Origin of the sequence: Magnetospirillum fulvum (assembly GCF_900108475.1) — a bacterium.
GTDB classification, from domain to species: domain Bacteria; phylum Pseudomonadota; class Alphaproteobacteria; order Rhodospirillales; family Magnetospirillaceae; genus Phaeospirillum; species Phaeospirillum fulvum_A.
On the sequence record NZ_FNWO01000001.1, the window covers coordinates 130,864 to 153,594 of the forward strand.

Sequence of the window (22,731 nt, forward strand, 5' to 3'; positions counted from 1 at the left end):
TGACTCGCGACAGCGACCGGGAATTATTGCATCCTTTCGGACGGATTGATGATCCGTCGGACCGGCGGAGCGGCGGAACAGGGGAGGTCCATGTTCGCGATCATCGGCATTATCGTTACCATTGTCAGCGTGATCGGCGGCTATGCTGCTCCCGGTGGCCATCTCGACGTGCTGTTCCAGCCGTTCGAATGGATCATCATTGTCGGCGCGGCAATCGGCTCTCTTCTGCTCGGCAACCCGAAATCAATCATCACCGGCATCGCCGGGAACATTGGTGTCGTGTTCAAAGGCGCCCATCACAGTAAGGACGACTACATCGAATTGCTGTCGATGCTGTACGCCGTGTTCAAGCTGGCCAAGACCAAGGGCGATCTGGCGCTCGAAAGCCATGTCGAGAAGCCCGAGGAAAGCCCGCTGTTCGCCAAGTTTCCCAAATTCACCGGCGACCATCACTCCCGCACCTTTCTGTGCGATTACCTCCGCTTGCTGACGCTCGGAACCAGCAACGCCCACGAGCTGGAATCGATCATCGACGGCGAGATGGAATCCCACCACAAGCACTATCACGAGATCGCCCACGCGGTGAATCTGATGGGCGACGCGATGCCCGCCCTTGGCATCGTCGCCGCCGTGTTGGGCGTCATCCACACGATGGGCTCGATCACCGAACCGCCGGAAGTGCTGGGTCACCTGATCGGTGCCGCGCTGGTCGGCACCTTCTCGGGCGTGCTGATCTCCTATGCTTTCGTCGCCCCGATCGCCCGCAACATGCAATTGTGCTTCGACTCGGACCACAATTACTTTTTGGCGATGAAGGCGGGTTTGCTCGGCCACATGCAGGGCTACGCCCCCCAGGTTTCGATCGAGTTCGCCCGCAAGATTTTGCCCGACGAATTGCGCCCGACCTTCCAGGAACTGGAAGAGACGGTCACCAACCTCCCGCCGGACTGAGCCTGACATCATGGCCGAAGGCGGCAGCCCCATCATCATCAAGCGGGTCAAGAAATATGCGGGCGGCCATCATGGCGGCGCCTGGAAGGTTGCCTATGCCGATTTCGTGACGGCGATGATGGCCTTCTTCCTGCTGTTGTGGCTGTTGAATGCCGTCACCGAAGAACAATTGACCGGCGTCTCGAACTATTTCGCCCCCAGCATGGCGTCAAAAAGCTCGAGCGGCGCGGGCGGAGTGCTGGGCGGCCAGACCATCGGCGAGGGCGCTCAGGTCAGCCAGACCTCGTCGCCGACCCTGGTCCAGTCGCTCCCTCCCTCCTCGATCAGCGCCGAGGGCGAGGATCTGTCCGCCCCCAGCACCCAGAACAATCCCGACCAGCAAGGGGCCGATGGCCAGGACAAGCCCGGCATGACCGAGCAGGAATTCAAGGAGGCAATGGCCCAGCGCGAACAGCAGAAGTTCGACAAGGCCAAGGAAATGCTGGAAAACGCGGTCAAGGGCATCCCCGAACTGAAGCAGTTCCAGGGCAGTATGCTGGTCGATAACACCCCGGAGGGGTTGCGGATTCAAATCACCGACCAGGAAGGGCTGGCGATGTTCCCGTCCGGCTCCAGCGCCCCTTACGGCCATACCCGGGCGATGCTCGATCTCGTCGCCCGCATCGTCCGCCAATTGCCCGATAACCGCATCTCGATCTCGGGCCACACCGATTCGGTGCCGTTCAAAGACCCGTCGGGTTATACCAACTGGGAATTGTCGGCCGACCGCGCCCTGGCCAGCCGCCGCGCCCTGATCGCCTCGGGAGTGCCGGAAAACCGGGTCGATCGCGTCGTCGGCCGCGCCGATCAGGACCCGCTCGAAAAGAACGATCCCAAGGGGCTGCGCAACCGACGGATCAGCATCATCTTGCTGCGCGAAAACGATCTTGGCCCGACCGAATCCAAGACCCTGTCGGTGCCGATGTCCAAGCAATAACGCTCAAGGACCACCCTGATCATGTCGCGTCCCCCCTCCCCGGCCTTTCCCGCGCCGACCGTTCCGGATTGGGGTGACCCGTGGCGGCACCCGATCTATTATCTGGGCGTCACCCCCCGGCGGGTTTACGCCTATTGCCTTGATCTCGTTGTGGTCGGACTGCTGTGGCTGGTCGTGTTTATCGGCTGCGTGATTCTGGGCGCGCTCAGTCTGGGCCTGCTGATGCCGGTTCTGGGAGTGGTGCTGGCGCTTGTGCCGATCGCGTATCATACCCTGACGATCGGCGGGCCGCGCTCGGCCACCTTTGGGATGCGGATCGCCGGATTGCGGGTGATGTCGATTGCGCCGGGAGCCGAGGCCAATGGCGGCCGTCCCAGCCTGGGGCAAGCGCTGGTCCAGACCGTCGCCTTCTATGCCTCGCTGGCGATGACCGGCAGCCTGATCTTGCTGGTGGCGCTGTTCAATCCGCGCCGCCGGACCGTGCACGATTTCCTGGCGGCGACGGTCGTCGTCAACGACCCGGCGCAGTGGGACGGGTCGAGTCGGCAATCGGAGGTTTGAACCGGCGTCACCGGGTTCCTATATGCTAGGTCGTAGAACGCTCCGGCCCTCCGGCGGCGTAAGGCTTGACCGTCGAGAGGCGAGACCGGACGTGACATAATGGATCATTTTCCGCTCAAGCGACCCCATTTCTTCTTTACCACCGCTCCTTTGCCCTGCCCCTACGTCGCCGGGCGGCTCGAGCGCAAGATCGTCACCGAGTTGAACGGAGCCGACGCCGAGGGTCTGCACGAAGCGCTGTCGCGTGCGGGCTTCCGCCGCAGCCACTCGATCGCCTATACCCCGGCCTGCCCCGGCTGTTCGGCCTGCATTCCGGTGCGGATCGTCGTCGATGGCTTTGCCCCCGGCCGCACCATGCGCAAGATTGCCCGCGCCAACGCCGAACTGGTCGCCCGCAAGGTTCCGGCCAAGGCCACGGCGGAGCAGTTCCGTCTGTTCGCGCGCTATCAGGAATCCCGCCATGCCGGGGGCGACATGGCGCTGATGGGCTTTTACGATTACCGCTCGATGGTCGAGGACAGCCCGGTCGATACCTTCCTGATCGAATTCCGCCGTCCCGATGGCAGCCTCGCCGCCGTCTGCCTCGCCGACCGGATGAGAGACGGATTGTCGGCGGTCTACAGCTTCTTCGACCCCGATCTCTCCCACCGCAGCCTGGGCACCCAGGTGGTCCTGTGGCTGATCGCGCAGGCGGGCGAAATCGGGCTGCCTTATGTCTATCTGGGCTACTGGATTTCCGACAGCCGCAAGATGTCCTATAAGGCCCGCTTCCGCCCGCTCGAAGCGTTCGGGCCGGAAGGGTGGCGGGGGTTCGACCCGCCCTTGCCTCAGCGCGCCGCCTCGTCGGACGACGACCAGCCGCCCCCCAGCGCCTTGTAGAGCCCGACCAGGGCTTGAAACCGGGCCAGCCGAGCCTGGGCCAGCAGATCCTGTGACGAGAACAGGGTCTTCTGGGTGTTCAGCACGGTGGTAACGTCGATTGTGCCCCCCCGCATCAGCGATTGGGCGATCTCGAACGCCCGCCGCGACGTCGCCTCGGCGACGCGCTGCTCCTGCTCCGCCGCTTCGGTCTTCTCGACCGCGACCAGCGAATCCTCGACGTCGGAAAAGGCCGAGACCACCGCCTTGCGGTAGGTCTGCACCAGTTCATCCCACCGCGCCCGCTTCTGCTCGACCGTCCCCGCGATCTTGCCGCCATCGAACAGCGGAACGGTGACGCTGGGACCGATCGAGAACAACAGGCTCTGATGGGTCATCATCTTGGCGAGGTCGATGCTTTGAAAGCCGCCCTGGCCGGTCAGCGAGATGCTGGGGAACCAGGCGGCACGGGCGACGGTGATGTCGGCATTGGCTCCGCGCAGGTTGGCTTCGGCCGACAGCACATCGGGACGGCGAACCAGCAATTCCGACGGCAGGCCCGGAGCGACCTCGGGCACCGCCAGCACATCCAACGTCTCGGGCTCCAGCGCCAACTCCTCGGGCAGGCGACCGACCAGGATCGCCAGGGCGTTGCGCGACTGTCTGATCTGCTTTTCCAGCGGCGGGACGCTGGCCCGCTGGGCGGCGACAACCGATTCCTGCTGGGCGACGTCGAGCGAGGTTGCCGTTCCCGCCGCCAGACGGTCGCGATAGGCCGCCAGCACCGCCTCGGCATTGGCCACCGACTCCCGCGCCAGCCGCAACCGCTCGCCATAGCCCAGGATGTCGAAATAGGTGGTGGCAATCGAGGATTGCATCGTCAGCATCGCCGTCTGGTAGTCGAAGCGGCTGGCTTCGGCCGCCGCCGCCGCCGAATCGACCCCGGCGCGGTTCTTGCCCCAGAAATCAATCTCATAGCTGGCGCTGACGGTCGCGCCATAGGTGGTGGTGTAGGTCGGCTTGCGGCTGACCACGCTCGAACTGCTGCTGGTCGCCATCGAGGCGCGGCCACGGGTCGCGCTGCCATCCCCCGTCAGCGAGGGCAACAGCGCTCCTCCGGCGATCTCGACCTGGGCCTCGGCCTGACGCACCCGGGCCATCGCGGCGGCGATATCGAAATTGCCCCGCATCGCGTCCTGCATCAGCGCGTCGAGCCGGGGCGAGCCGAACCGGCGCCACCAATCGGGCGAGGGCCACTCGGCGGTATGGCTGGCCCCGCTCCAGGCGGCGGGCGGCGGCACGGCAGGGACGGCATAGGGATCGCCAATCGAGCAGCCGCCCAACAAGACGGCCAGGGCCAGGGGATAAGGAAGCGTTCGAATCACGGGGCAACCTCCATCCGCCGCTCGCGCCGGTTCCGCCACCAGCGGGACAGACGGGCCAGCGAAAGATAAACCACGGGGGTGGTGAACAGGGTCAGCATCTGCGACAGCAGCAGACCGCCAACGATGGCGATGCCGAGCGGTTGGCGCAGCGCGCCCACCGGCCCGGAGGCCAGCGCCAGCGGCAACGCGCCCAACAGCGCGGACAGGGTGGTCATGGTGATCGGGCGGAAGCGGATACGGCAGGCTTCACGGATCGCCTGATCGGGGGTCAGGCCGCGCCGCTCGGCGGTGATGGCGAAATCGACCAGCAAGATACCGTTCTTCTTGACGATGCCCATCAGCAGGAACACGCCGATCACGCTGATCAGGGTCAGCTCGGTCCCGGTGACGAGCAGAGCCAGCAGCGCCCCCAGCCCGGCCGAGGGCAGGGTCGAGAGGATCGTCAGCGGGTGCAGCGTGCTCTCGTAAAGGATGCCGAGCACGATGAAGATCGTCAGCAGTGCCGCGCCGATCAGGATCGGCTGATCGCGGGCGGTGTCGGCAAAGGCTTTGACGTTACCGGCCGGAGCGATGCGAATGGTGGCGGGCAGGCCGATCTCACGCCCGGCCTGCTCCATCCGCTCTGCCGCGATGCTGAGCGGGGTGCCGGGCGACAGGTTGAAGCTCAACGTCGCGGTCGGGAATTGCTCACGATGGGCCACCGTAACCGGCGAGGTCCCGTACTCGAACCGGGCCAGCGCGTCGAACGGAACCAGGGTGCCGTCGGTGGCGGTAACCCACAATTGATGGAGCGAATCCGGGTTTTCGGTGTGTTTGCGATCGACCTCCAGCACAACCTTGTACTGGTTGCGCTGGGTGTACATCGTCGCCACCTGCCGCTCGGCGTAGGCGTTCTGCATCACCTGATCGATCGCGGCGACATTGACCCCCAGACGGGCGGCGGCATCGCGGTCAATCACCACCTGGAATTGCGGCATCGCGATGTCGAGGTCGCTCGAAATATCGGCAAGCGCAGGATCCTTCTTCAGACGCTCGGCCAGCTTCGGGGTCCATTCCTTTAATTCCTCAAGGGAATCCGACGACAGCGCGAACTGGAACTGCGCCCGTCCCCGGTTGCCGCCGACGCGGATATCCTGACCGGGCTGCATGAAGGCGGTGACGCCGTCGATCTTTGCCAGCTTGGGCCGCAAGCGGTCGATCACGTCCTGGGCGCTCGCCTTGCGCTGGTCGATCGGCTTCAAGGTAACGAACATCCGCCCCTGGTTGTTGAGGCCGCCATCGCCGCCCGAGCCGATGAACGAGGCGACCCCCTCGACCGCCGGGTCGGACAGAACCACTTCGGCGACTTTCTGCTGGCGATCGGCCATCGCCCGGAACGAGATATCGACCCGCGCCTCGACCGAGGTGAAGATCATCCCGGTATCCTGGGGCGGAAAGAACCCCTTGGGCACCACTCCGTAGAGATAGATCGTCAGCCCCACCGCCGCGAAGGTCACCCCCAGCATCAGTCGGGGAAAGGCCAGGGCATGGACCAGACCGGCCTCGTAGACCCGTTGCATCCAGGCCATCGCCGCTTCGCCCGCCCGCGCCGGGAGCCAGGGCCGCCCGCCCGGCTTCGCCCGCGCCATCAGATAGCCGAACAAAGCCGGGGTTACCGTCAGGGACACCAACGCCGAAGCGGCGATCGCCACCGAAAGCGTCACCGCGAATTCACGGAACATCCGGCCGATAATGCCGCCCATGAACAACAGCGGGATGAACACGGCAATCAGCGACAGGGTAATCGAGATCACGGTAAAGACGATTTCCGACGCGCCCTTGATCGCGGCATCAATTGCCGTCTCGCCCGCTTCGATATGACGGGAGATGTTCTCGATCATCACAATGGCGTCATCGACGACAAAACCGACCGAGATGATGATCGCCAGCAGCGAAATCGTGTTGAGGCTGTAGCCCAGCAGCGCCATCGCCGCGAACGTCGCCGCCAACGACAAAGGCACCGTCACCGTCGCGGCCAGAGTCGGCGTCGCCCGCCCCAGCGACAGATAAACCACCAGCACGACCAGAAAGATCGAGATCAGCAAGGTCGTTTCGACGTCGGCCAGGGTATCGCGGATATTTCCGGTGCGGTCATTGACCACTGTGACCGTGGTTCCGGCCGGCATCCAACGCTGCAACTGGGGCAGAATGGCGTGAATGCGCTCGGTGGTTTCGACGACGTTGGCCCCGGGCTGCTTGCTGATCATCACGATCACGGCGCGGTCGCGATTGTACCACCCGGCCTGACGGATGCTTTCGACCGAATCCGTCACCTGGGCGATCTGAGACAACCGCACGATCGCCCCGTTCTGCGCCCGGATGATCAGCGGCTCATGCCCGGCCGCGTTGAAAATCTGATCGTTGGTGGCAAGGCTCATCGCCTCCTTCGGGCCGTCGATGCTGCCCAGCGGCTGGGCGACGTTCGATTGGGCCAGAACGCTGCGAATCTCCTCGAGCGACAGCCCCATCGCCGACAACCGGCCGGGATCGACCGCGACCCGGACTGCCGGTTTATCGGCCCCGCCGAGGAACACCCGCCCGACCCCATCGACCTGCGATATACGCTGGAGCAAGATCGCGTCGGCGGCGTCGTAGATCTTGCCCGGCGGCAGACTCTGCGAGGTCACCGCCAAAATCATGATTGGCGCGTCGGCCGGATTCATCTTGCGAAAGGTCGGTGGCGTCGGCAGATCGACCGCCAATTCGGCCCCGGCCGAATTGATCGCCGACTGCACATCCTGGGCCGCGCCGTTGATGTCGCGCTCCAGGTCGAACTGGACGATGATCGAGGTCGAGCCCCGGTTGCTGGTCGAGATCAGTTCGGTGACCCCGGCGATCTCACCCAGCCGCCGCTCCAACGGGGCCGCGACCGTCGCCGCCATCGTCGCCGGATCGGCTCCGGGTAGCCGGGCCATCACCATGATGGTGGGAAAATCGACCGAGGGCAGCGGTGCCACCGGCAATCGCTCGAACGCCACCATTCCAGCCAGCAGCATCCCCAGCGCCAGCAACAGGGTGGCAACCGGACGGCGGATGAACAGTTCGCTCGGGCTCATGCCGCCCTGCCCCGCCGCAGCCGGTCAAGCGCCAGATAGATCACCGGCGTGGTGTAAAGGGTGAGGAACTGACTGAGCAGCAGGCCACCGACGATCGCGATGCCCAAGGGACGGCGCAATTCGGACCCAGTCCCGCTGTCGATCGCCAGCGGGATCGCGCCCAACAGCGCCGCCATCGTCGTCATCATGATCGGACGAAACCGCAGCGCGCAGGCCTGACGGATCGCCTCCAGCGGTGGGTGCCCTTCGACCCGTTCCGCCTCCAGCGCGAAGTCGATCATCATGATCGCGTTCTTCTTGACGATGCCCATCAGCAGCAAGATGCCGATCAGCCCGACCAGCGACAGATCGTTGCCGGTGAAGGACAAGGCCAGCAACGCCCCGATTCCGGCCGAGGGCAAGGTCGACATGATCGTCAGCGGGTGGATGAAGCTTTCATACAGCACGCCCAACACAATGTAGATCACCACCAGCGCCGCGACGATCAGCCAGGGCTCGTTCTTCAGCGAAGCGCGGAACTCGGCGGCGTCGCCGGTGAAATCGCCCGCGATCGTCTCGGGCAGCCCCATCTCGGCCTCGATCGCGCCGATTGCCTCGATCGCCTGCCCCAGCGACGCGCCGGGAGCGAGGTTGAAGCTCAGCGTCACCGCCGGGAACTGACTCTGGTGGATCACCACCAGCGGCGCGGTCTTGCGGGTCACCGTCGCCACCGCCGACAGCGGCACCAACGAGCCGTTCGACGAGCGGAGATAGATCGATTCCAGCGCATCCGGACCCAACTGGAAGTCGGGCGTGACCTCAAGGATCACATGATATTGGTTGACCTGGGAATAGATCGTCGAAATCTGGCGCTGGCCGAACGCGTCATAGAGGGTGTCGTCGATCACCTGAGGCAGCACCCCCAACCGCCCGGCTTTGTCGCGGTCGATCGTGATCTGGGCGACCAGGCCGCCTTCTTGCGCGTCCGAGGCGAGATCGGTCAGCAGCGGCGAGGCCCGCATCCGCTCCAACACCCGGGGCGCCCACTCCGCCAGTTCGGCGGCATCGACGTCGGCCATGGTGTATTGGAAGCGGGTCCGGCTGGTGCGCGGGCTGATCTGGATATCCTGAGCGGCGCGCAGATGGACCTGAATCCCCGCCACCGGGGCCAGTTGACGCGACAGCCGGGTGATCACCTCCTCGGCCGTCGCCTCGCGCTTGCGCCGGGGCTTTAACACGATCGTCAATTGCCCGGTATTGGCGGTGATGTTGGTCGGCCCCGCTCCCAGGAACGACGCCACCCCGGCGACGTCGGGATCCTGGCGGACGATCGCCGCCACTTGGCCCTGCAACTCCGTCATCGCCGAAAACGAGATTTCCGGGCGGGCATCGGTGGTCGCGACAATCAGACCGGTATCCTGCGACGGCAGGAAGCCCTTGGGCATCGCGACATAGAGCGCCACCGTACCCACCAGCGTCGCCACCGCCAGCCACAACGTCGCCGTCTGCCGCACCAGCACCCAATCGAGCGAACGGGCATAGGCGGCGGACAAGGCCAGGAACAACCGCCCCGAGCGTGCCTCGCGGTCGCCGCCCTTCAGCATGTGGGCGCACATCATCGGGGTCAGGGTCAGCGACACCACCGCCGACACCACCACCGCGATGGTCAGGGTCAGGGCGAATTCGCGAAACAGCCGCCCGACGATCCCGGTCATGAACAGCAGAGGAATGAACACCGCCACCAGCGACACCGTCAGCGAGACGATGGTGAAGCCGATTTCGCGCGCGCCTTCCAGCGCGGCCTCGAACGGCTTCATCCCCTTCTCGATATAGCGGACAATGTTCTCGATCATCACGATCGCATCATCGACGACAAAGCCCGCCGAAATCGTCAGCGCCATCAGCGACAGATTGTCGAGCGAGAACCCCGCCAGCGACATCACCCCAAAGGTGCCAATCAGCGACAAGGGCAGCGCCACTGCCGGAATCATCGTCGCGCGCGGGCTGCGCAAGAAGCCCCAAATCACCCCGATCACCAGCAGAACGGTCAGAGCCAGGGTGAATTCGACGTCGGCAACCGAGGCGCGAATCGTTTCGGTGCGGTCGGCCAGCACCGAAAGCGTTATCCCGGCCGGGATCGACAATGCCAGATCGGGCAGCTTTGCCTTCAACCGATCGACCGTCTCGACGATATTGGCCCCCGGTTGGCGCTGGACGTTGAGGATCACCGCGGGCTTGCCGTCGTGCCAGCCGCCGACACGGGCGTTCTCGACCCCCTCGATCACCTCGCCGACATCGCGCACCCTGACCGGCGCGCCATTGCGCCAGGCGATCACCTGGGCCGCATACCCGGCGGGCGTGGTGATCTGATCGTTGGCCCCCAGCGACAAAGACTGGGTGACGCCATCGAAGCTGCCCTTGGGCAGATCGACATTGGCCTTGGCCAGCGCTGTCCGCACCTCCTCCAGCGACAGATCGTAGCCCGACAGCCGGGCCGGATCGATCCGCACCCGCACCGCGGGACGCTGGCCGCCTTCGACCACCACCCGACCGACTCCGCCGATCTGGCTCAATTTCTGCGACAAAAGCGTGTCGGCAACGTCATTGACGGCGGTAATCGGCAAGGTCTCCGACCGCAACGCCAGGGTCAGGATCGGCGGGTCGGCCGGGTTGACCTTGGCATAAGCGGGGGGATAGGGCAGATTGTCCGGCAACACCCCGTTGGCGGCGTTGATCGCCGCTTGAACATCCTGCGAGGCAACGTCGATATTCTTCGACAGGTCGAATTGCAGAGTGATCGCGCTGATTCCCTGCGAACTGGTCGAGGTCATCGTCGTCAGACCGGGGATCAACCCGAACTGGCGCTCAAGCGGAGTCGTCAACAACGACGCGACCGTGTCCGCGCTGGCTCCCGGCAGGCGGGTGGTAACCTGGATGGTGGGAAAATCGACCTGAGGCAGCGCCGACACCGGCAGCATGCGAAAGCCCAGCAGCCCGCCCAAAACCACCGCGAAAGCCAGCAACCAGGACGCAATCGGCCGACGAATGAACGGCTCGGAAATGTTCATATTGGATGCCCCTCAATCGCCGGGCGCGACGTGGTCATGGCGGTTCGCCTCACCGGCCTTGCTCTTGAGCCGGAGCCGGAGCAGGCGGAATCGGAGTCGCGACCGGAACAGAGGCCGGTGCCGCCGCACCCTTGGCGCGATCCTCGGGCAGGCTGATCTTCGAGCCCGGTTTCAGCTTGGCAACGCCGTCGGTAACGATCACCTCGCCCTCGTCCAGCCCGGAATCGATCAGCGCCTGCTCGGACTCGATCGCACCCACCGTGACCGGACGCATCTCGACTGTCTTGTCCGGGGTGACGTGGAAGACATAAGGCCCTTGCGGTCCACGCTGCACCGCCGGAAGCGGCACCACCAATCCGGCGCGGCGAACGTCGAGCAGCAGCCGCACCGTGACGAATCCGCCCGGCCACAGCCGCCGCTCGGCATTAGGCAACACCGCCTTCAGTTTGATCGTCCCGGTGGTCTGGTCGATCTGGTTGTCGATCAGTTCCAGTTCGCCCGCATCGATCACGCCGCCCTTGCCATCCGACTGGGTCGCCAGAACGGTCAAGCGCTTGCCTTGGGCCATCTGCTCGTTGATCGCGGTCAGAGTCTGTTGCGGCAGAGTGAAAATAACCGCGATGGGCTGGACCTGGGTCAGGGTGACCAGCCCGGTGGTGTCCGAGGCGCGAACGATATTGCCGCGATCGACCAGCCGCAACCCGGCCCGGCCGTCGATCGGAGCGGTGATCACGGTATGGCTGAGTTGGACCTTGGCCGAACTGATCGCCGCTTCGTCGGCGCGAACCGTCGCTTCAAGCTGACGGACCTGAGCACGCTGGGTATCGACGCTTTGGCCGGTGACGCGGTCGCCCAGGGCGACATAGCGGGCGAGATCGCGCCGGGCCGCATCAAGCTGGGCCAGATCCTTGTCGCGGGTGGCCAGGGACTGCTCGAAGGCGGCCCGATAGGTGCGCGGGTCGATCTGAGCCAGCACGTCGCCCGCCTTGACGTCCTGGCCCTCGCGGAACAGCACCTCGATCAGTTCGCCATCGACCTGAGAGCGCACCGTAACGGTGTTGAACGCCTGCACCGTCCCCAGCGCGTTGAGATAGATCGGGACGTCACGCCGCGACACGGCGGCGGTCAGCACCGGCACCGGACGTCCTTCCGGCCCGCCGGGGCCTCCGGGGCCACCGGGGCCACCCTTGGCGGGAGCGGAGCGCGATCCGCTTGAGGCCAGCAATCCGGAGGTCAGGCCGGGAAAGAAAAAATAAGCCGCCAGACCAAGGCCGACCAGAACGGCGACGGCAATCGCCAGCCGCCGGAACGCGGTGCTGTTGTTAGGCTGGTGTGAAGACACGCCGTCAACTCCCTTTGGCTCGGTCGCGGCGAGGATTATGGCCGCTAGCCACGTTTATTGTCTGTAACAGAGGGTAACCCTCGCCCTTATCGGCGAAGAAAGTCCCCCAGGGCCGCGAGAAAAGCCTCGGGCGCGTCGGCATGAACCCAGTGCCCGGCTTCGGCGATCACGGTGTGACGGGCGGCGGGAAACAAAGCGGAGATGGCCTCGCAATGGGAAGGACGCAGGTAATCCGAACGTCCCCCGGCCAAAAACAGGGTCGGCCCGGAAAAGACGCTTGCGGGCGCAAGTGCAGGGAAGCCCAGGATATCTTCCATATGAGCCAACAGCACCGCCAGATTGGGCCGCCAGCGATACCCTTCGGCACCACTCTCCAGATTCTGCAACAAAAAGGCGCGAAAGGCCGGGTCGGGCACTGCCTGCGCCAAGGCGGCGGAGACGTCGGCACGGGTGCGGACCTCGGACAGCCGTACCGCCCGCATCGCCCGAATGAAGGGAGCGAAGGTGTGATCGTAGGTCACCGGAGCGATATCGACGACAACCAGACGCTCGACCAGATCGGGACGGGTCAGGGCCAGAACCATCGCCGCCTTACCGCCCATCGAATGGCCGATCAGGACGACCTTTCGTCCCAAGGACTCAATCGTCGCCGCGACCTCGCGGGCCATGAAGGGATAATCCATTGTCTCGGACCACGGACTGGCCCCGTGATTGGGCAGGTCGAGGGCGAGGACGCGCCACTCTGCGCTCAACGCTTTCGCCACACCGCCCCAATTGCGCGACGAGCCCAGCAATCCGTGCAGGATCACCAGCGGCGGCGCAGCGGACCCGCCCGATTCGGCGATGGCCAGACGCATCGGTCGATCAGAGCCGGAACAAATGGTTGCGACCGTTCAATTGTCGGCCGATATGGCGGCCCACCACCTTCATCAACGCGAAGGTCGGCCGCACGAACTCGACCGCCACCCAATCCTCCCGGGCGGCGCGGACCACCGCGATCCCCCGGGCCAGCGGATTGGGAGCCTCAAAGGTCGAGCGAAGCTCGAACGAAAACCGAAATCCGGGATCGAGACGGTAGGGAGGATTGCGGAATTTAAGACCGCCAATCGAAACGTCGATCACCTCGACCAGAGTACCCTGGAACAGCAGGAACAGTCCGTCTCCCTGGTGCCGATCGTCGAGACGACGGTTCAAACCGCTGATCGCCAAGGTGAAGCTCCCCACCGATTGATGAGACCGCCAGTTTACTCCCGATCGCCCCGTCTGTCACCGTCGCACGCGCGCGCGGCTCCGGCATGGGGGCCTGTGGCGGTGACCATGGACAGCGGGCGGCGGCTGGGCTAATAATCGCGCTCGTTTCTTAGGGATAAGGACCGCCGCGCCTGTCCTGATCGCGTCGATTTCCGTCACAGGACGCGAAGGTGGGCGCGCGGTCGGTTTCCTTCACCCCCATTCGGACCCCGCCCCTTCATGCGCCTCTCCGGTATCGTTGTCCTGCTGTTGATCGTTCTTGGCAATCTCGGCTTCTGGGCGGCGATCAACCGCCCCCAGACCGGCTTGCCCTGGTCAGGCACCATCAAGAGCGTGTCGTTCAGCCCCAGCCGGGCCGATGACGACCCGACGCTGGTCCGCAAGCTGCCCTATCTGGACGAGACCCGCCTCGCCACCCGCGAAGAGATGGACGAGGATCTCGCCCTGCTCGCCGGTAAGGTCGAGCAGGTCCGCACCTATTCGACCCTGGAAGGGCTCGACCAAGTGCCGGAACTGGCCGCCCATCATGGGCTGAAGGCACTGCCGGGGGCCTGGCTCGACGAGCGCCTCGCCCGCAACGAGGTCGAACTCAACAACATCATCCGGATCGCGCGGGACAATCCCAACGTCGAACGGGTGATCATCGGCAACGAAAATCTGACGCTCCACCGTCTCAGCGTCGATCAGATGATCCGCTATCTGCGCCGGGTCCGCGCCGCGCTTCCCGACCGGGTCAAGATCAGCACCGCCGAGGCGTGGTCGATCTGGCTCGATTATCCCGAACTGGCGCGCGAAGTCGATTTCATCACCATCCATACCCTGCCCTTCTGGGAGCGGGTCGATATCAGCGGAGCGCTTGATTTCACCAAGCGAATGGTGCGCGAGGTCAAGAACGCCTATCCCGATAAGCCGCTGTTCATCGGGGAAGTCGGCTGGCCCTCGGCTGGACGCTCCTATGGCGATTCCGAACCGTCACTGGTCAATCAGGCCCTGTTCCTGCGCCATTTCCTCAATTGGGCGCATCAGGAAAAGCTTGATTACAACATCGTCGAGGCGTTCGACCAGCCATGGAAGGTCAACCTCGACAACAACGCCAGTGAAAAGCACTGGGGTATCTGGACCGTCGATCGCCAGCCGAAATTCAACTGGATCGGCCCAGTCATCGAATTCGAGGAATGGCCGTTCCAGGCCGCCGCCGCGACCTTCATCGCCTTCCTGCCGGTCGCCTGGTTCCTGTTCAAATGGCGCAATCTGCGCCTGCCCGGTAAGATTTTCTTTGGCGTCCTGGTCCAGTTCGCCGCCACCCTGGTGATCTGGACGATGTCGACGCCGGTGCTGAAGGACGTCGCGCCCGGCACCGGGCTGATGCTGGGATTGCTGCTGCCCGCACAATTGCTGTTGCTGTTCGTGGTCCTGATCGCCGGGATCGAGGTTACCGAACTGACCTGGGCCAGCCGTTTCAAGCGTCGCTTCACCGCCTTGCCGTCGGCCGAGTGCAAACGCTTCCCCAAAGTGTCGCTGCATCTGCCCTGCTATAACGAACCGCCAGACATGGTGAAGCTGACCATCGACAGCCTGATGGCGCTCGACTACCCCAATTTCGAAATCCTGGTGCTCGACAACAACACCAAGGATCCGAACGTGTGGGGGCCGGTGCGCGATTATTGCGACACGCTGGGCGAGAAGGTGAAGTTCTTCCACCTCGCCCCCTGGCCGGGGGCCAAGGCCGGGGCGCTGAATTTCGCGCTGACCGTCACCGATCCCGAGGCCGAGATCATCGGTGTCGTCGATTCCGACTATATCGTCTCCCCCAACTGGCTGAAGGGGCTGGTCCCCTATTTCGAAAATCCCAAGGTCGGCCACGTCCAGGCCCCGCAGGATCACCGCGAATGGGAAAACGACCTGTTCAAGGAGATGATCAATTGGGAATATGCCGGGTTCTTTGACATCGGCATGGTCTATCGCAACGAAGCCAACGCGATCATCCAGCACGGAACCATGACCCTGATCCGCAAGGAAGCGCTGGAAAAGGCTGGGCGCTGGGGCGAATGGTGCATCGTCGAGGACGCTGAACTGGGTCTGCGCTTCCTCAAAGACGGCTACGAATCCGTCTATGTCCAGGACCGCATCGGCCACGGCCTCGTTCCCGACAGCTTCATGGCCTACAAGAAGCAGCGCTTCCGCTGGGCCTATGGCGCGGTGCAGATTCTGAAGGCGCATTGGCGCTCGCTGATGCCGTTTACCAAGAGCGGGCTGACCGCCGGGCAGAAGTACCATTTTGTCTCGGGCTGGCTGCCGTGGTTCGCCGACGCCTTCTATCTGCTGTTCACCATCGCCAGCTTGATCTGGTCGCTGGGTATGGTGCTGGCGCCGCGTTACTTCCCCACCCCGCTCGCGGTGTTCACCCTGCCCACCGTCGGTGTGTTCGTCGCCAAGATCGTTCACCACTTCTTCCTCTACACCACCCGGGTCAAATGCACCCTGCGTCAGCGCTCGCTGGCGGCGATTGCTGGCATGGGGCTGACCTATTCGATCGCCCGGGCGATGTGGCAGGGGATGTTCACCAAATCGACGCCGTTCATGCGGACGCCGAAGATGGCCAACAAGGCCGCCTTTACCCAGGGCTTCCTGATGGCATCGGAAGAAAGTGCCCTGATGCTGGCGCAATGGATCGCGGCAATCGTGGTGCTGCTGCCCAAGAACAATTTCTACGACCCCGATGTGCGGCTGTGGTCGCTGGTGCTGGTGGTGCAGGCGATGCCGTTCCTGGCCGCCCTGATCACTTCGCTGATCAGCGTGATGCCGAGCAAGGTCTCGACCGACGCCCCGCCCGCACCCACGGCCGATCCGGCCAAGGTCCAGCCCGCCGCCTGATCGGCCCGGGTCGCCTGCTTTGTTTCGAACCCGCCCGGGGATGACCCGGGCGGTCGTTTTTCTCATCGGCAGAGAGCGCATGACCTCCTCATCCCAGTCCGCTTCGGCTTCGGCCGCGATCCTTTCCCGCATCGCCCAGGAATTGTCGGTTCGCACCGCCCAGGTCGAGGCGACGGTACAGTTGCTCGACGGTGGCGCGACGGTTCCCTTCGTCGCCCGTTACCGCAAGGAAGCAACGGGCGGATTGGACGACACCCAGCTCCGAACCCTGGAGGAGCGGCTGTCTTACCTGCGCGAATTGGAGGATCGCCGCGCCGCGATCCTGAAATCCATCGACGAACAGGGCAAGCTGACCCCCGATCTGGCCGAACGGATCGCCGGGGCCGACAGCAAGGCACGGCTGGAAGACCTTTACCTGCCCTTCAAGCAGAAGCGCCGGACCAAGGCCCAGATCGCCCGCGAAGCCGGGCTGGAGCCGCTGGCCGACGCGCTGCTGGCCGACCCGGCGCTGGTCCCCGATCAAGCCGCTCAAGCCTATCTCGACGCCGACAAGGGCGTGGCCGACGTCAAGGCGGCGTTGGACGGTGCCCGTCAGATTCTGATGGAGCGCTTTGCCGAAGACGCCGAACTGCTCGGCGGCTTACGCGATCATCTGTGGCAGGGCGGCGTGCTGATCTCGACTGTCGTCGAGGGCAAGGCCGAGGCGGGCGCCAAGTTCAGCGACTATTTCGATTACCGCGAGACGCTGAAGGCGGTCCCGTCGCACCGCGCCCTGGCTTTGTTCCGGGGGCGCAACGAAGGGGTGCTGTCGCTGAAGCTGCTCGCTCCCGACGAAGCCGCCCGCCCCGACGACGCCCCCGCCCCCACCGCTCCCGGCGAGTGCGAAGGCCGGATCGCCCGGCGCTTTGGCATCATCGACCGCAAGCGTCCGGCCGATCCCTGGCTGGCCGAGACGGTGCGCTGGGCTTGGCGGGTCAAGATTCAGATGCACCTCGAACTCGAATTGATGGGTCGCCTGCGCGAAACCGCCGAGGAGGAGGCGATCCGCGTCTTCGCCCGCAATCTGCGCGCGTTGCTGCTCCAGGCTCCGGCCGGAGCGCGGGCCTGCATCGGGCTCGATCCCGGCATCCGCACCGGGGTCAAGGTGGCGGTCACCGATTCCACCGGCAAGCTGGTCGAAACCGCGACCCTGTATCCCCACCAGCCCCGTAACGATTGGCAGGGCGCACTGGCGGCGCTCGGCGCGCTGGTCCGCAAGCACAAGCCGAACCTGATCGCGATCGGCAACGGCACCGCCTCGCGCGAAACCGACAAGCTGGCCCAGGATCTGATCCGCCAGCACCCCGAGATGAAGCTGGAAAAGCTGGTGGTCAGCGAAGCCGGGGCCTCGGTCTATTCCGCCTCGGAACTGGCGGCGAAGGAATTCCCCGACATTGATGTCAGCCTGCGCGGCGCGGTGTCGATTGCCCGGCGCTTGCAAGACCCGCTGGCCGAACTGGTCAAGATCGACCCCAAGGCGATCGGAGTCGGGCAATATCAACATGACGTCGATCAGGGACGGCTGGGCCGCTCGCTCGACGCCGTCGTCGAGGATTGCGTCAACGCGGTCGGGGTCGAGGTCAACACCGCCTCGGTGCCGCTGCTGGCCCGCGTCGCCGGTCTGGGGCCGACGGTGGCCCGCAACATCGTCGAGTACCGCGACCGCTTTGGCCCGTTCGCCAGCCGCGAGGCGCTCAAGCAGGTCGACCGGCTGGGACCGAAGGCGTTCGAGCAGGCGGCGGGCTTCCTCCGCGTCATTGATGGCGTCAACCCGCTCGATTCCTCGGCGGTCCACCCCGAGGCCTATCCGGTGGTCGAGCGGATCGTCAAGACGACCGGCCGCCCGGTCCAGGCCCTGATTGGCGACACCGCCTTTGTCCGCAGCCTCGATCCCGCCGACTTCACCGACGAGCGTTTCGGCGAGCCGACTGTCCGCGACATCCTGCGCGAGTTGGAAAAGCCCGGCCGCGATCCCCGGCCCGAATTCAAGACCGCCACCTTCCGCGACGGGGTCGAAAGCCTGACCGACCTTCAGCCCGGCATGATCCTGGAAGGCGTGGTGACCAACGTCACCAATTTCGGCGCGTTCGTCGATATCGGGGTTCATCAGGACGGGCTGGTGCACATCTCGCTACTGGCCAATCGCTTCGTCAAAGACCCGCACGAGGTGGTCAAGCCGGGCGATCTGGTCAAGGTCAAGGTGCTTGAGGTCGATCCGAAGCGGAAGCGGATCGCCTTGTCGATGCGGCTGGACGAAGCGGCGGCTCCGGCCCGGTCGGGCGGCGACAAACCCGAGCGGAAAGGAACCGATTCCCGCCCGCCCCGTCACCCGCGTTCGGGCAACGATGCGGCCGCCCCGCGTGAGCCGCGCCGTCCGGCCAAGTCCCCGAGTCCGGCCGAGGAAGGCGACGGCGCGCTGGCCGCCGCCTTTGCCCGGGCCGCGCTGAAAAAGAGGTAACCGCGATGGGTCGCCGCGCCGTCTCGTTCGCGCTGCTGCTGGCGGCGGCGCTGCTTCCCCCCAAGATGGCCGCGGCGCTGCCCAACCCGACCAGCGCCGCGGGCAATCCCACCATCGTTATCGGCGTGATCGCGACCTTAAGCGGCCCCGGCGCGCTGGCCGGTCAGGACGAGTTGGACGGCGTCATCACCGCCGTTCGCCAATTGGGCGGCCGCTTCGCCAATCAGGAAGTGAAAGTGGTCGCGGTCGATGACCACGGTTCGCCCGATACCGCTCTCCAGGTTACCCAGCGCCTGCTCGAACGCGAAAAGGTCGATTTCGTGATGACGGCGGTGTCGCAGGCCTCGATGGCGGCGATCATCCGGACGTTGCTCGACTCGCGGGTGTTCATCCTCAATCTCGACGCCATCCCGACCGATCTGGCCGGGGCCGGATGCAATCCCAGTCTGTTCGATCTCTCCACCCCGCCCGAAGCCCTCCACGAAGCGGTTGGCGCAGTCCTCACTGCCGACAAAATGCACCGTCTGGTGGTGATCGGCCCCGATACGCCCCAGACCGACATGGCCCTGGCCGCGCTGCGGCGGACCTGGACAGGCGAAGTGGTCACTGTTTTACGCCCCCGCCATGGCGCGGCAACTTTCGCCGCAGAGCTTGACGCGGTGCGCCGTCTTGGTCCCGACGCGGTCTATTCCCTCCTCACCGGTGGAATGGGGCTGGCATTTGTCCGCGATTTCGCCGCCGCCGGGTTGAAAGCCGAGATTCCCCTGATCGGACCCTCGAACGGATTCGAACGTCCGCTGTTGGCGGCGATGGATGAGTCCGCCCTCGACATCCTGACGGTATCGTCGTGGAGCCCCGATCTCGACCAGCCGGTCAATCGCCGCCTGATCGCAGATTTCGAAGCCGAATATGCCCGCCCGGTCACCAGTTGGGTTGTCCAGGGCTATGACGCCGCCCTGCTGCTCGATTCGGCGATGCGGGCCACCAATGGCCGCACCGGAGACCGCGACGCCGTCCGCAATGCGCTGCGCCGGGCCGACTTCGCCTCGGCGCGCGGCACTCTGCGCTTCGACCCCAACCAGCAGCCCACGCTAGCTCTTTATCAGCGCCGGGTCGTCCGCGACACCAAGGGTCGGCTGACCCTGGAATTGCGCGGAATCGCCCTGCGCGACTGGCACAATCGCCATATCGGCGAATGCCCGATGCGCTGGTCCGAAGAGACTCTCGCAGCGCCCCGTCCGCTGAAAGCGACTCCCGCCAGCCCGGCCCCCGCTGCGCCGGTCGCCCCGCCGCCACCGGTCCTGCTCGCCCCGCCACCGCTCGATTCCGACATCACGGAATAAGCGCATCGGGCGCTTGTCGCCGATGCGGCCGAACTGACTCTCGGTCCGCTTTCATCCTTTAGGCCAGACAGGCCAAGGCTGAATTCTCCTTTTCGGAGAGGTTAATGCTTGCGGACAGTCGAGCATTATTATATTCTTTGAATCTAATTTATCCGGCATGGCGAACGGTTTGCCATGCCCCCCGACAGGGAAGACGGGCCGTCGCAGATCGCTGACGCTCTTGTCTTAAGCCTACGACCACGTTCGCCGCCGCCAGACCGGCGGCCGCATAAGTCTCCCCCCGCCCGTCACGTCAACCCAAGAGGATCGACATGGACAAGAATATCGGCGACATCGACCGCATACTCCGTCTCGGCGTCGGAATCGTGCTGATTATCCTCACCCTGGCTGGCACCATCGGCGTGTGGGGCTGGATCGGTGTTCTCCCGATCGCGACCGCTCTGGTCCGCCGTTGCCCGGCTTATCTCCCGTTCGGGATCAAGACCTGCAAGCCCGAATAGCGCGTTAAGAGTGCTGCATCCGGGGATCAGGAGCCATGCTTCTGGTCCCCGGTTTGCGTTTGTGCCCCATGCGCCGGTTTCCCCCGACCAACCACTCTCCCGCCTCGCTGCGTTACGTTACCCGACGCGCGGCATGGACCATCGTATCGAGGGCGGAGAGGAAGCGGGACCGGTCGCGGGGGCCGAACGGAGCAGGACCGCCGGTGATCGCCCCGGTTTCGCGCAGCGACGTCATCAGATCGCGGGTGGCGAGCACGTCACCGATTGAGGATTCGGTAAACGCCCGTCCGTCGGGACGGATGGCAAGGGCGGCCTTTTCCAGGCAGCGCGCCGCCAAGGGGATATCGTTGGTGACGCAGATATCGCCCCGCTCAATCAGATCGACAATCCGCTTGTCGGCGACGTCGGGGCCTTCGGAGACGACAATCATCTTGAACAAAGGGTGGTCGGGCAGCCGCAGCCAGGAATTGCCGACGACGGTGACGGGCAAGCCATAGCGCTCGGCAACCCGGAACACCTCGGCCTTGACCGGGCAGGCGTCGCCATCGACGAAGATCGCGGTCACGATACGCGGCGAGCCAGCAGGGATTCGTAGCCGAGCGAACGGGCCAGTCGGTCGAAGGCGCGGTCGGGATCGAGAACGAAGGCGGGATTGTCGGCAGGCATTTCGAGGACGAGAGAGCCCTGCTCGGCAATCAGGCGGGTGCGCCGCAGCAGGTTGGGCGCGCCGCCCGAAAGGGTATGGGCAAGGCGCAGGGCCTGGCCGACGGTCCGGCAGCGGCGGAGCGATTCCTCGTCGAGCAATTGGATCGCGCGGGCGACGACGGGGGAATCCTCGGCGCCTTGATAGCGGCAATAGACGGTAAAGGCGATCGCGGCTCGGTCATCGTGGCCGACCCCCATGAAGGGAAGGCGCAAGATCCGCAGGAACGCCTGTTCGGCCCGATAATCGGGATGCTCGTTCCAGAAGATGTCGGAGACGATGCAGGCGGCATGACGCAGTCGAGCGGCGCGCGGTGTTTCCCGGGGAAACAGCGGAGCCATCCAGGCCAGAAGCTCGTCGCCATGTTCGGGAAAGCGGGAATTGCTGAGCGCCATCCGGCGGCACACCGACAAAAGCGGGTCTTCGGCGCGCAGGCGTTCGGGCAGGCGGCGGAAGAACTGGCCTTCCCGCATCCCATAGATCGAGAAAACCAGTCGCGACGGCTTCACCTCCCGGGTGACCCGTTCGAGTATCAGGGCAGCGAGCGGCAATCCGGGCAGGCGCTTGCGCGACAGGCCGGGCACTTTTTCCAGCGATTTGCGGCTTTGGGTCGAGACCAGATCGAGCAGGGTCAGCGCCTCTTTCGCATCGAGCGAGAAATTATCAAGCACGGTCAGGGGATGGTGGGTGTGGGCAATGCAGATGCGGGCCAGGGCGCGCCACGCACCACCGACGGCATAGAGGTTGCGGCCCTGCCCTTCCCCCAGCCAGGAAATTCCGGACAGCCGGCTTTCGACGATCTCGCCAGCGCGGATGCGGTCTTCGCCCGAGGCTTCGGACAGGCGGAGGAGACCGAGCGGCATGGTGACGTGACGTCCTGACTTGCCGCCCTGAACCGTCACCAGTTCGAGCGAGCCGCCGCCCAGATCGGCGACGATGCCATCGGCATCGGGCGAGCCGCACAGCACACCGGACGCGGCCATCTTGGCTTCCTGACCGCCCGACAGCACCTTGATGCGGACGTCATAGCGTTTTTCGAGCTCGGCGACGAAGGCATCACCGTCCTCGGCGTCGCGGACCGCTGCCGTCGCCAGGATGTCGAGACGTTCGACCTGCATCGCCCGGCACAGGGCGACGAAACGCCCAACCACGGCGCGGGCAGCCTGGACGCCTTCGGGATTGAGACGGCCGGAACTGCCCAGCCCACGCCCCAGGGCGCAAACACCCTTTTCATTGAATAACGGGACGGGAACCCGGTGCGCGATGTCGTACACGCACAAACGGATGGAGTTCGAACCGATATCGATGATTCCGATCGGTTCCACGCGATGCCAGATTTTCACGGCGC

The 22,731-nt window shown here is 64.9% G+C and carries 16 protein-coding genes; 8 read left to right on the forward strand and 8 right to left on the reverse strand.

Annotation, left to right across the window (positions count from 1 at the left end):
- The first annotated feature begins 90 nt into the window (after nt 1-90).
- From motA to BLW40_RS00590, 4 genes are all read left to right on the forward strand, one after another.
- Nucleotides 91-951 carry a flagellar motor stator protein MotA gene (gene motA / locus BLW40_RS00575; protein WP_074765030.1) on the forward strand — a complete coding sequence of 287 codons (861 nt, stop codon included), beginning with the start codon at nt 91-93 and terminating at the stop codon, nt 949-951.
- A gap of 10 nt (nt 952-961) precedes the next feature.
- Complete coding sequence (locus BLW40_RS00580; RefSeq protein WP_074764507.1) at nt 962-1,927, forward strand: flagellar motor protein MotB; 966 nt, start codon at nt 962-964, stop codon at nt 1,925-1,927.
- 21 nt (nt 1,928-1,948) lie between these two features.
- Entirely contained in the window at nt 1,949-2,488 is a 540-nt protein-coding gene (locus BLW40_RS00585; protein ID WP_083386556.1) for an RDD family protein, read from the forward strand.
- A 99-nt stretch (nt 2,489-2,587) separates the two neighbouring features.
- Entirely contained in the window at nt 2,588-3,367 is a 780-nt protein-coding gene (locus tag BLW40_RS00590; protein WP_074764508.1) for an arginyltransferase, read from the forward strand.
- Here BLW40_RS00590 and BLW40_RS00595 read toward each other — a convergent pair.
- From BLW40_RS00595 to BLW40_RS00620, 6 genes are all read right to left on the reverse strand, one after another.
- Complete coding sequence (locus BLW40_RS00595) at nt 3,316-4,731, reverse strand: efflux transporter outer membrane subunit (protein ID WP_074765034.1); 1,416 nt, start codon at nt 4,729-4,731, stop codon at nt 3,316-3,318. The two genes, BLW40_RS00590 and BLW40_RS00595, sit on opposite strands and share 52 nt — an antisense overlap.
- On the reverse strand, nt 4,728-7,826 hold the full coding sequence (locus BLW40_RS00600; RefSeq protein ID WP_074764510.1) for an efflux RND transporter permease subunit: 3,099 nt from the start codon (nt 7,824-7,826) through the stop codon (nt 4,728-4,730). The genes BLW40_RS00595 and BLW40_RS00600 overlap by 4 nt, the downstream gene beginning before the upstream one ends.
- Nucleotides 7,823-10,873 (reverse strand): multidrug efflux RND transporter permease subunit, encoded by a 3,051-nt coding sequence (locus BLW40_RS00605; protein ID WP_074764512.1) that lies wholly within the window; start codon nt 10,871-10,873, stop codon nt 7,823-7,825. Before BLW40_RS00605 ends, BLW40_RS00600 begins: the two co-directional genes overlap by 4 nt.
- Nucleotides 10,874-10,922: 49 nt before the next feature.
- Nucleotides 10,923-12,215, reverse strand: coding sequence for an efflux RND transporter periplasmic adaptor subunit (locus BLW40_RS00610; RefSeq protein WP_074764514.1), 1,293 nt, complete (start codon nt 12,213-12,215; stop codon nt 10,923-10,925).
- Between the two features lie 86 nt (nt 12,216-12,301).
- Complete coding sequence (locus BLW40_RS00615; RefSeq protein ID WP_074764516.1) at nt 12,302-13,072, reverse strand: alpha/beta fold hydrolase; 771 nt, start codon at nt 13,070-13,072, stop codon at nt 12,302-12,304.
- A 7-nt stretch (nt 13,073-13,079) separates the two neighbouring features.
- Complete coding sequence (locus BLW40_RS00620; protein WP_074765036.1) at nt 13,080-13,424, reverse strand: PilZ domain-containing protein; 345 nt, start codon at nt 13,422-13,424, stop codon at nt 13,080-13,082.
- Between the two features lie 261 nt (nt 13,425-13,685).
- On the opposite strand from BLW40_RS00620, the gene BLW40_RS00625 reads away from it, so the two are divergent.
- The 4 genes from BLW40_RS00625 to BLW40_RS00640 all read left to right on the forward strand — a co-directional run bounded on the left by BLW40_RS00625 (nt 13,686) and on the right by BLW40_RS00640 (nt 20,680).
- A complete protein-coding gene (locus BLW40_RS00625; RefSeq protein WP_074764518.1) occupies nt 13,686-16,340 on the forward strand; it encodes a glycosyltransferase in 2,655 nt (884 codons plus the stop codon).
- A 79-nt stretch (nt 16,341-16,419) separates the two neighbouring features.
- Nucleotides 16,420-18,837 carry a Tex family protein gene (locus BLW40_RS00630; RefSeq protein ID WP_074765038.1) on the forward strand — a complete coding sequence of 806 codons (2,418 nt, stop codon included), beginning with the start codon at nt 16,420-16,422 and terminating at the stop codon, nt 18,835-18,837.
- Nucleotides 18,838-18,842: 5 nt separating this feature from the next.
- Nucleotides 18,843-20,180 (forward strand): ABC transporter substrate-binding protein, encoded by a 1,338-nt coding sequence (locus BLW40_RS00635; protein WP_074764520.1) that lies wholly within the window; start codon nt 18,843-18,845, stop codon nt 20,178-20,180.
- 311 nt (nt 20,181-20,491) lie between these two features.
- On the forward strand, nt 20,492-20,680 hold the full coding sequence (locus BLW40_RS00640; protein WP_074764522.1) for a YgaP family membrane protein: 189 nt from the start codon (nt 20,492-20,494) through the stop codon (nt 20,678-20,680).
- A 112-nt stretch (nt 20,681-20,792) separates the two neighbouring features.
- Here the strand turns inward: BLW40_RS00640 and BLW40_RS00645 are convergent, their stop codons facing one another.
- Both BLW40_RS00645 and BLW40_RS00650 read right to left on the reverse strand, forming a co-directional pair.
- On the reverse strand, nt 20,793-21,245 hold the full coding sequence (locus tag BLW40_RS00645; protein WP_074764524.1) for a YaiI/YqxD family protein: 453 nt from the start codon (nt 21,243-21,245) through the stop codon (nt 20,793-20,795).
- Complete coding sequence (locus BLW40_RS00650) at nt 21,242-22,726, reverse strand: Ppx/GppA family phosphatase (protein WP_074764526.1); 1,485 nt, start codon at nt 22,724-22,726, stop codon at nt 21,242-21,244. The genes BLW40_RS00645 and BLW40_RS00650 overlap by 4 nt, the downstream gene beginning before the upstream one ends.
- Between the last annotated feature and the right edge of the window lie 5 nt (nt 22,727-22,731).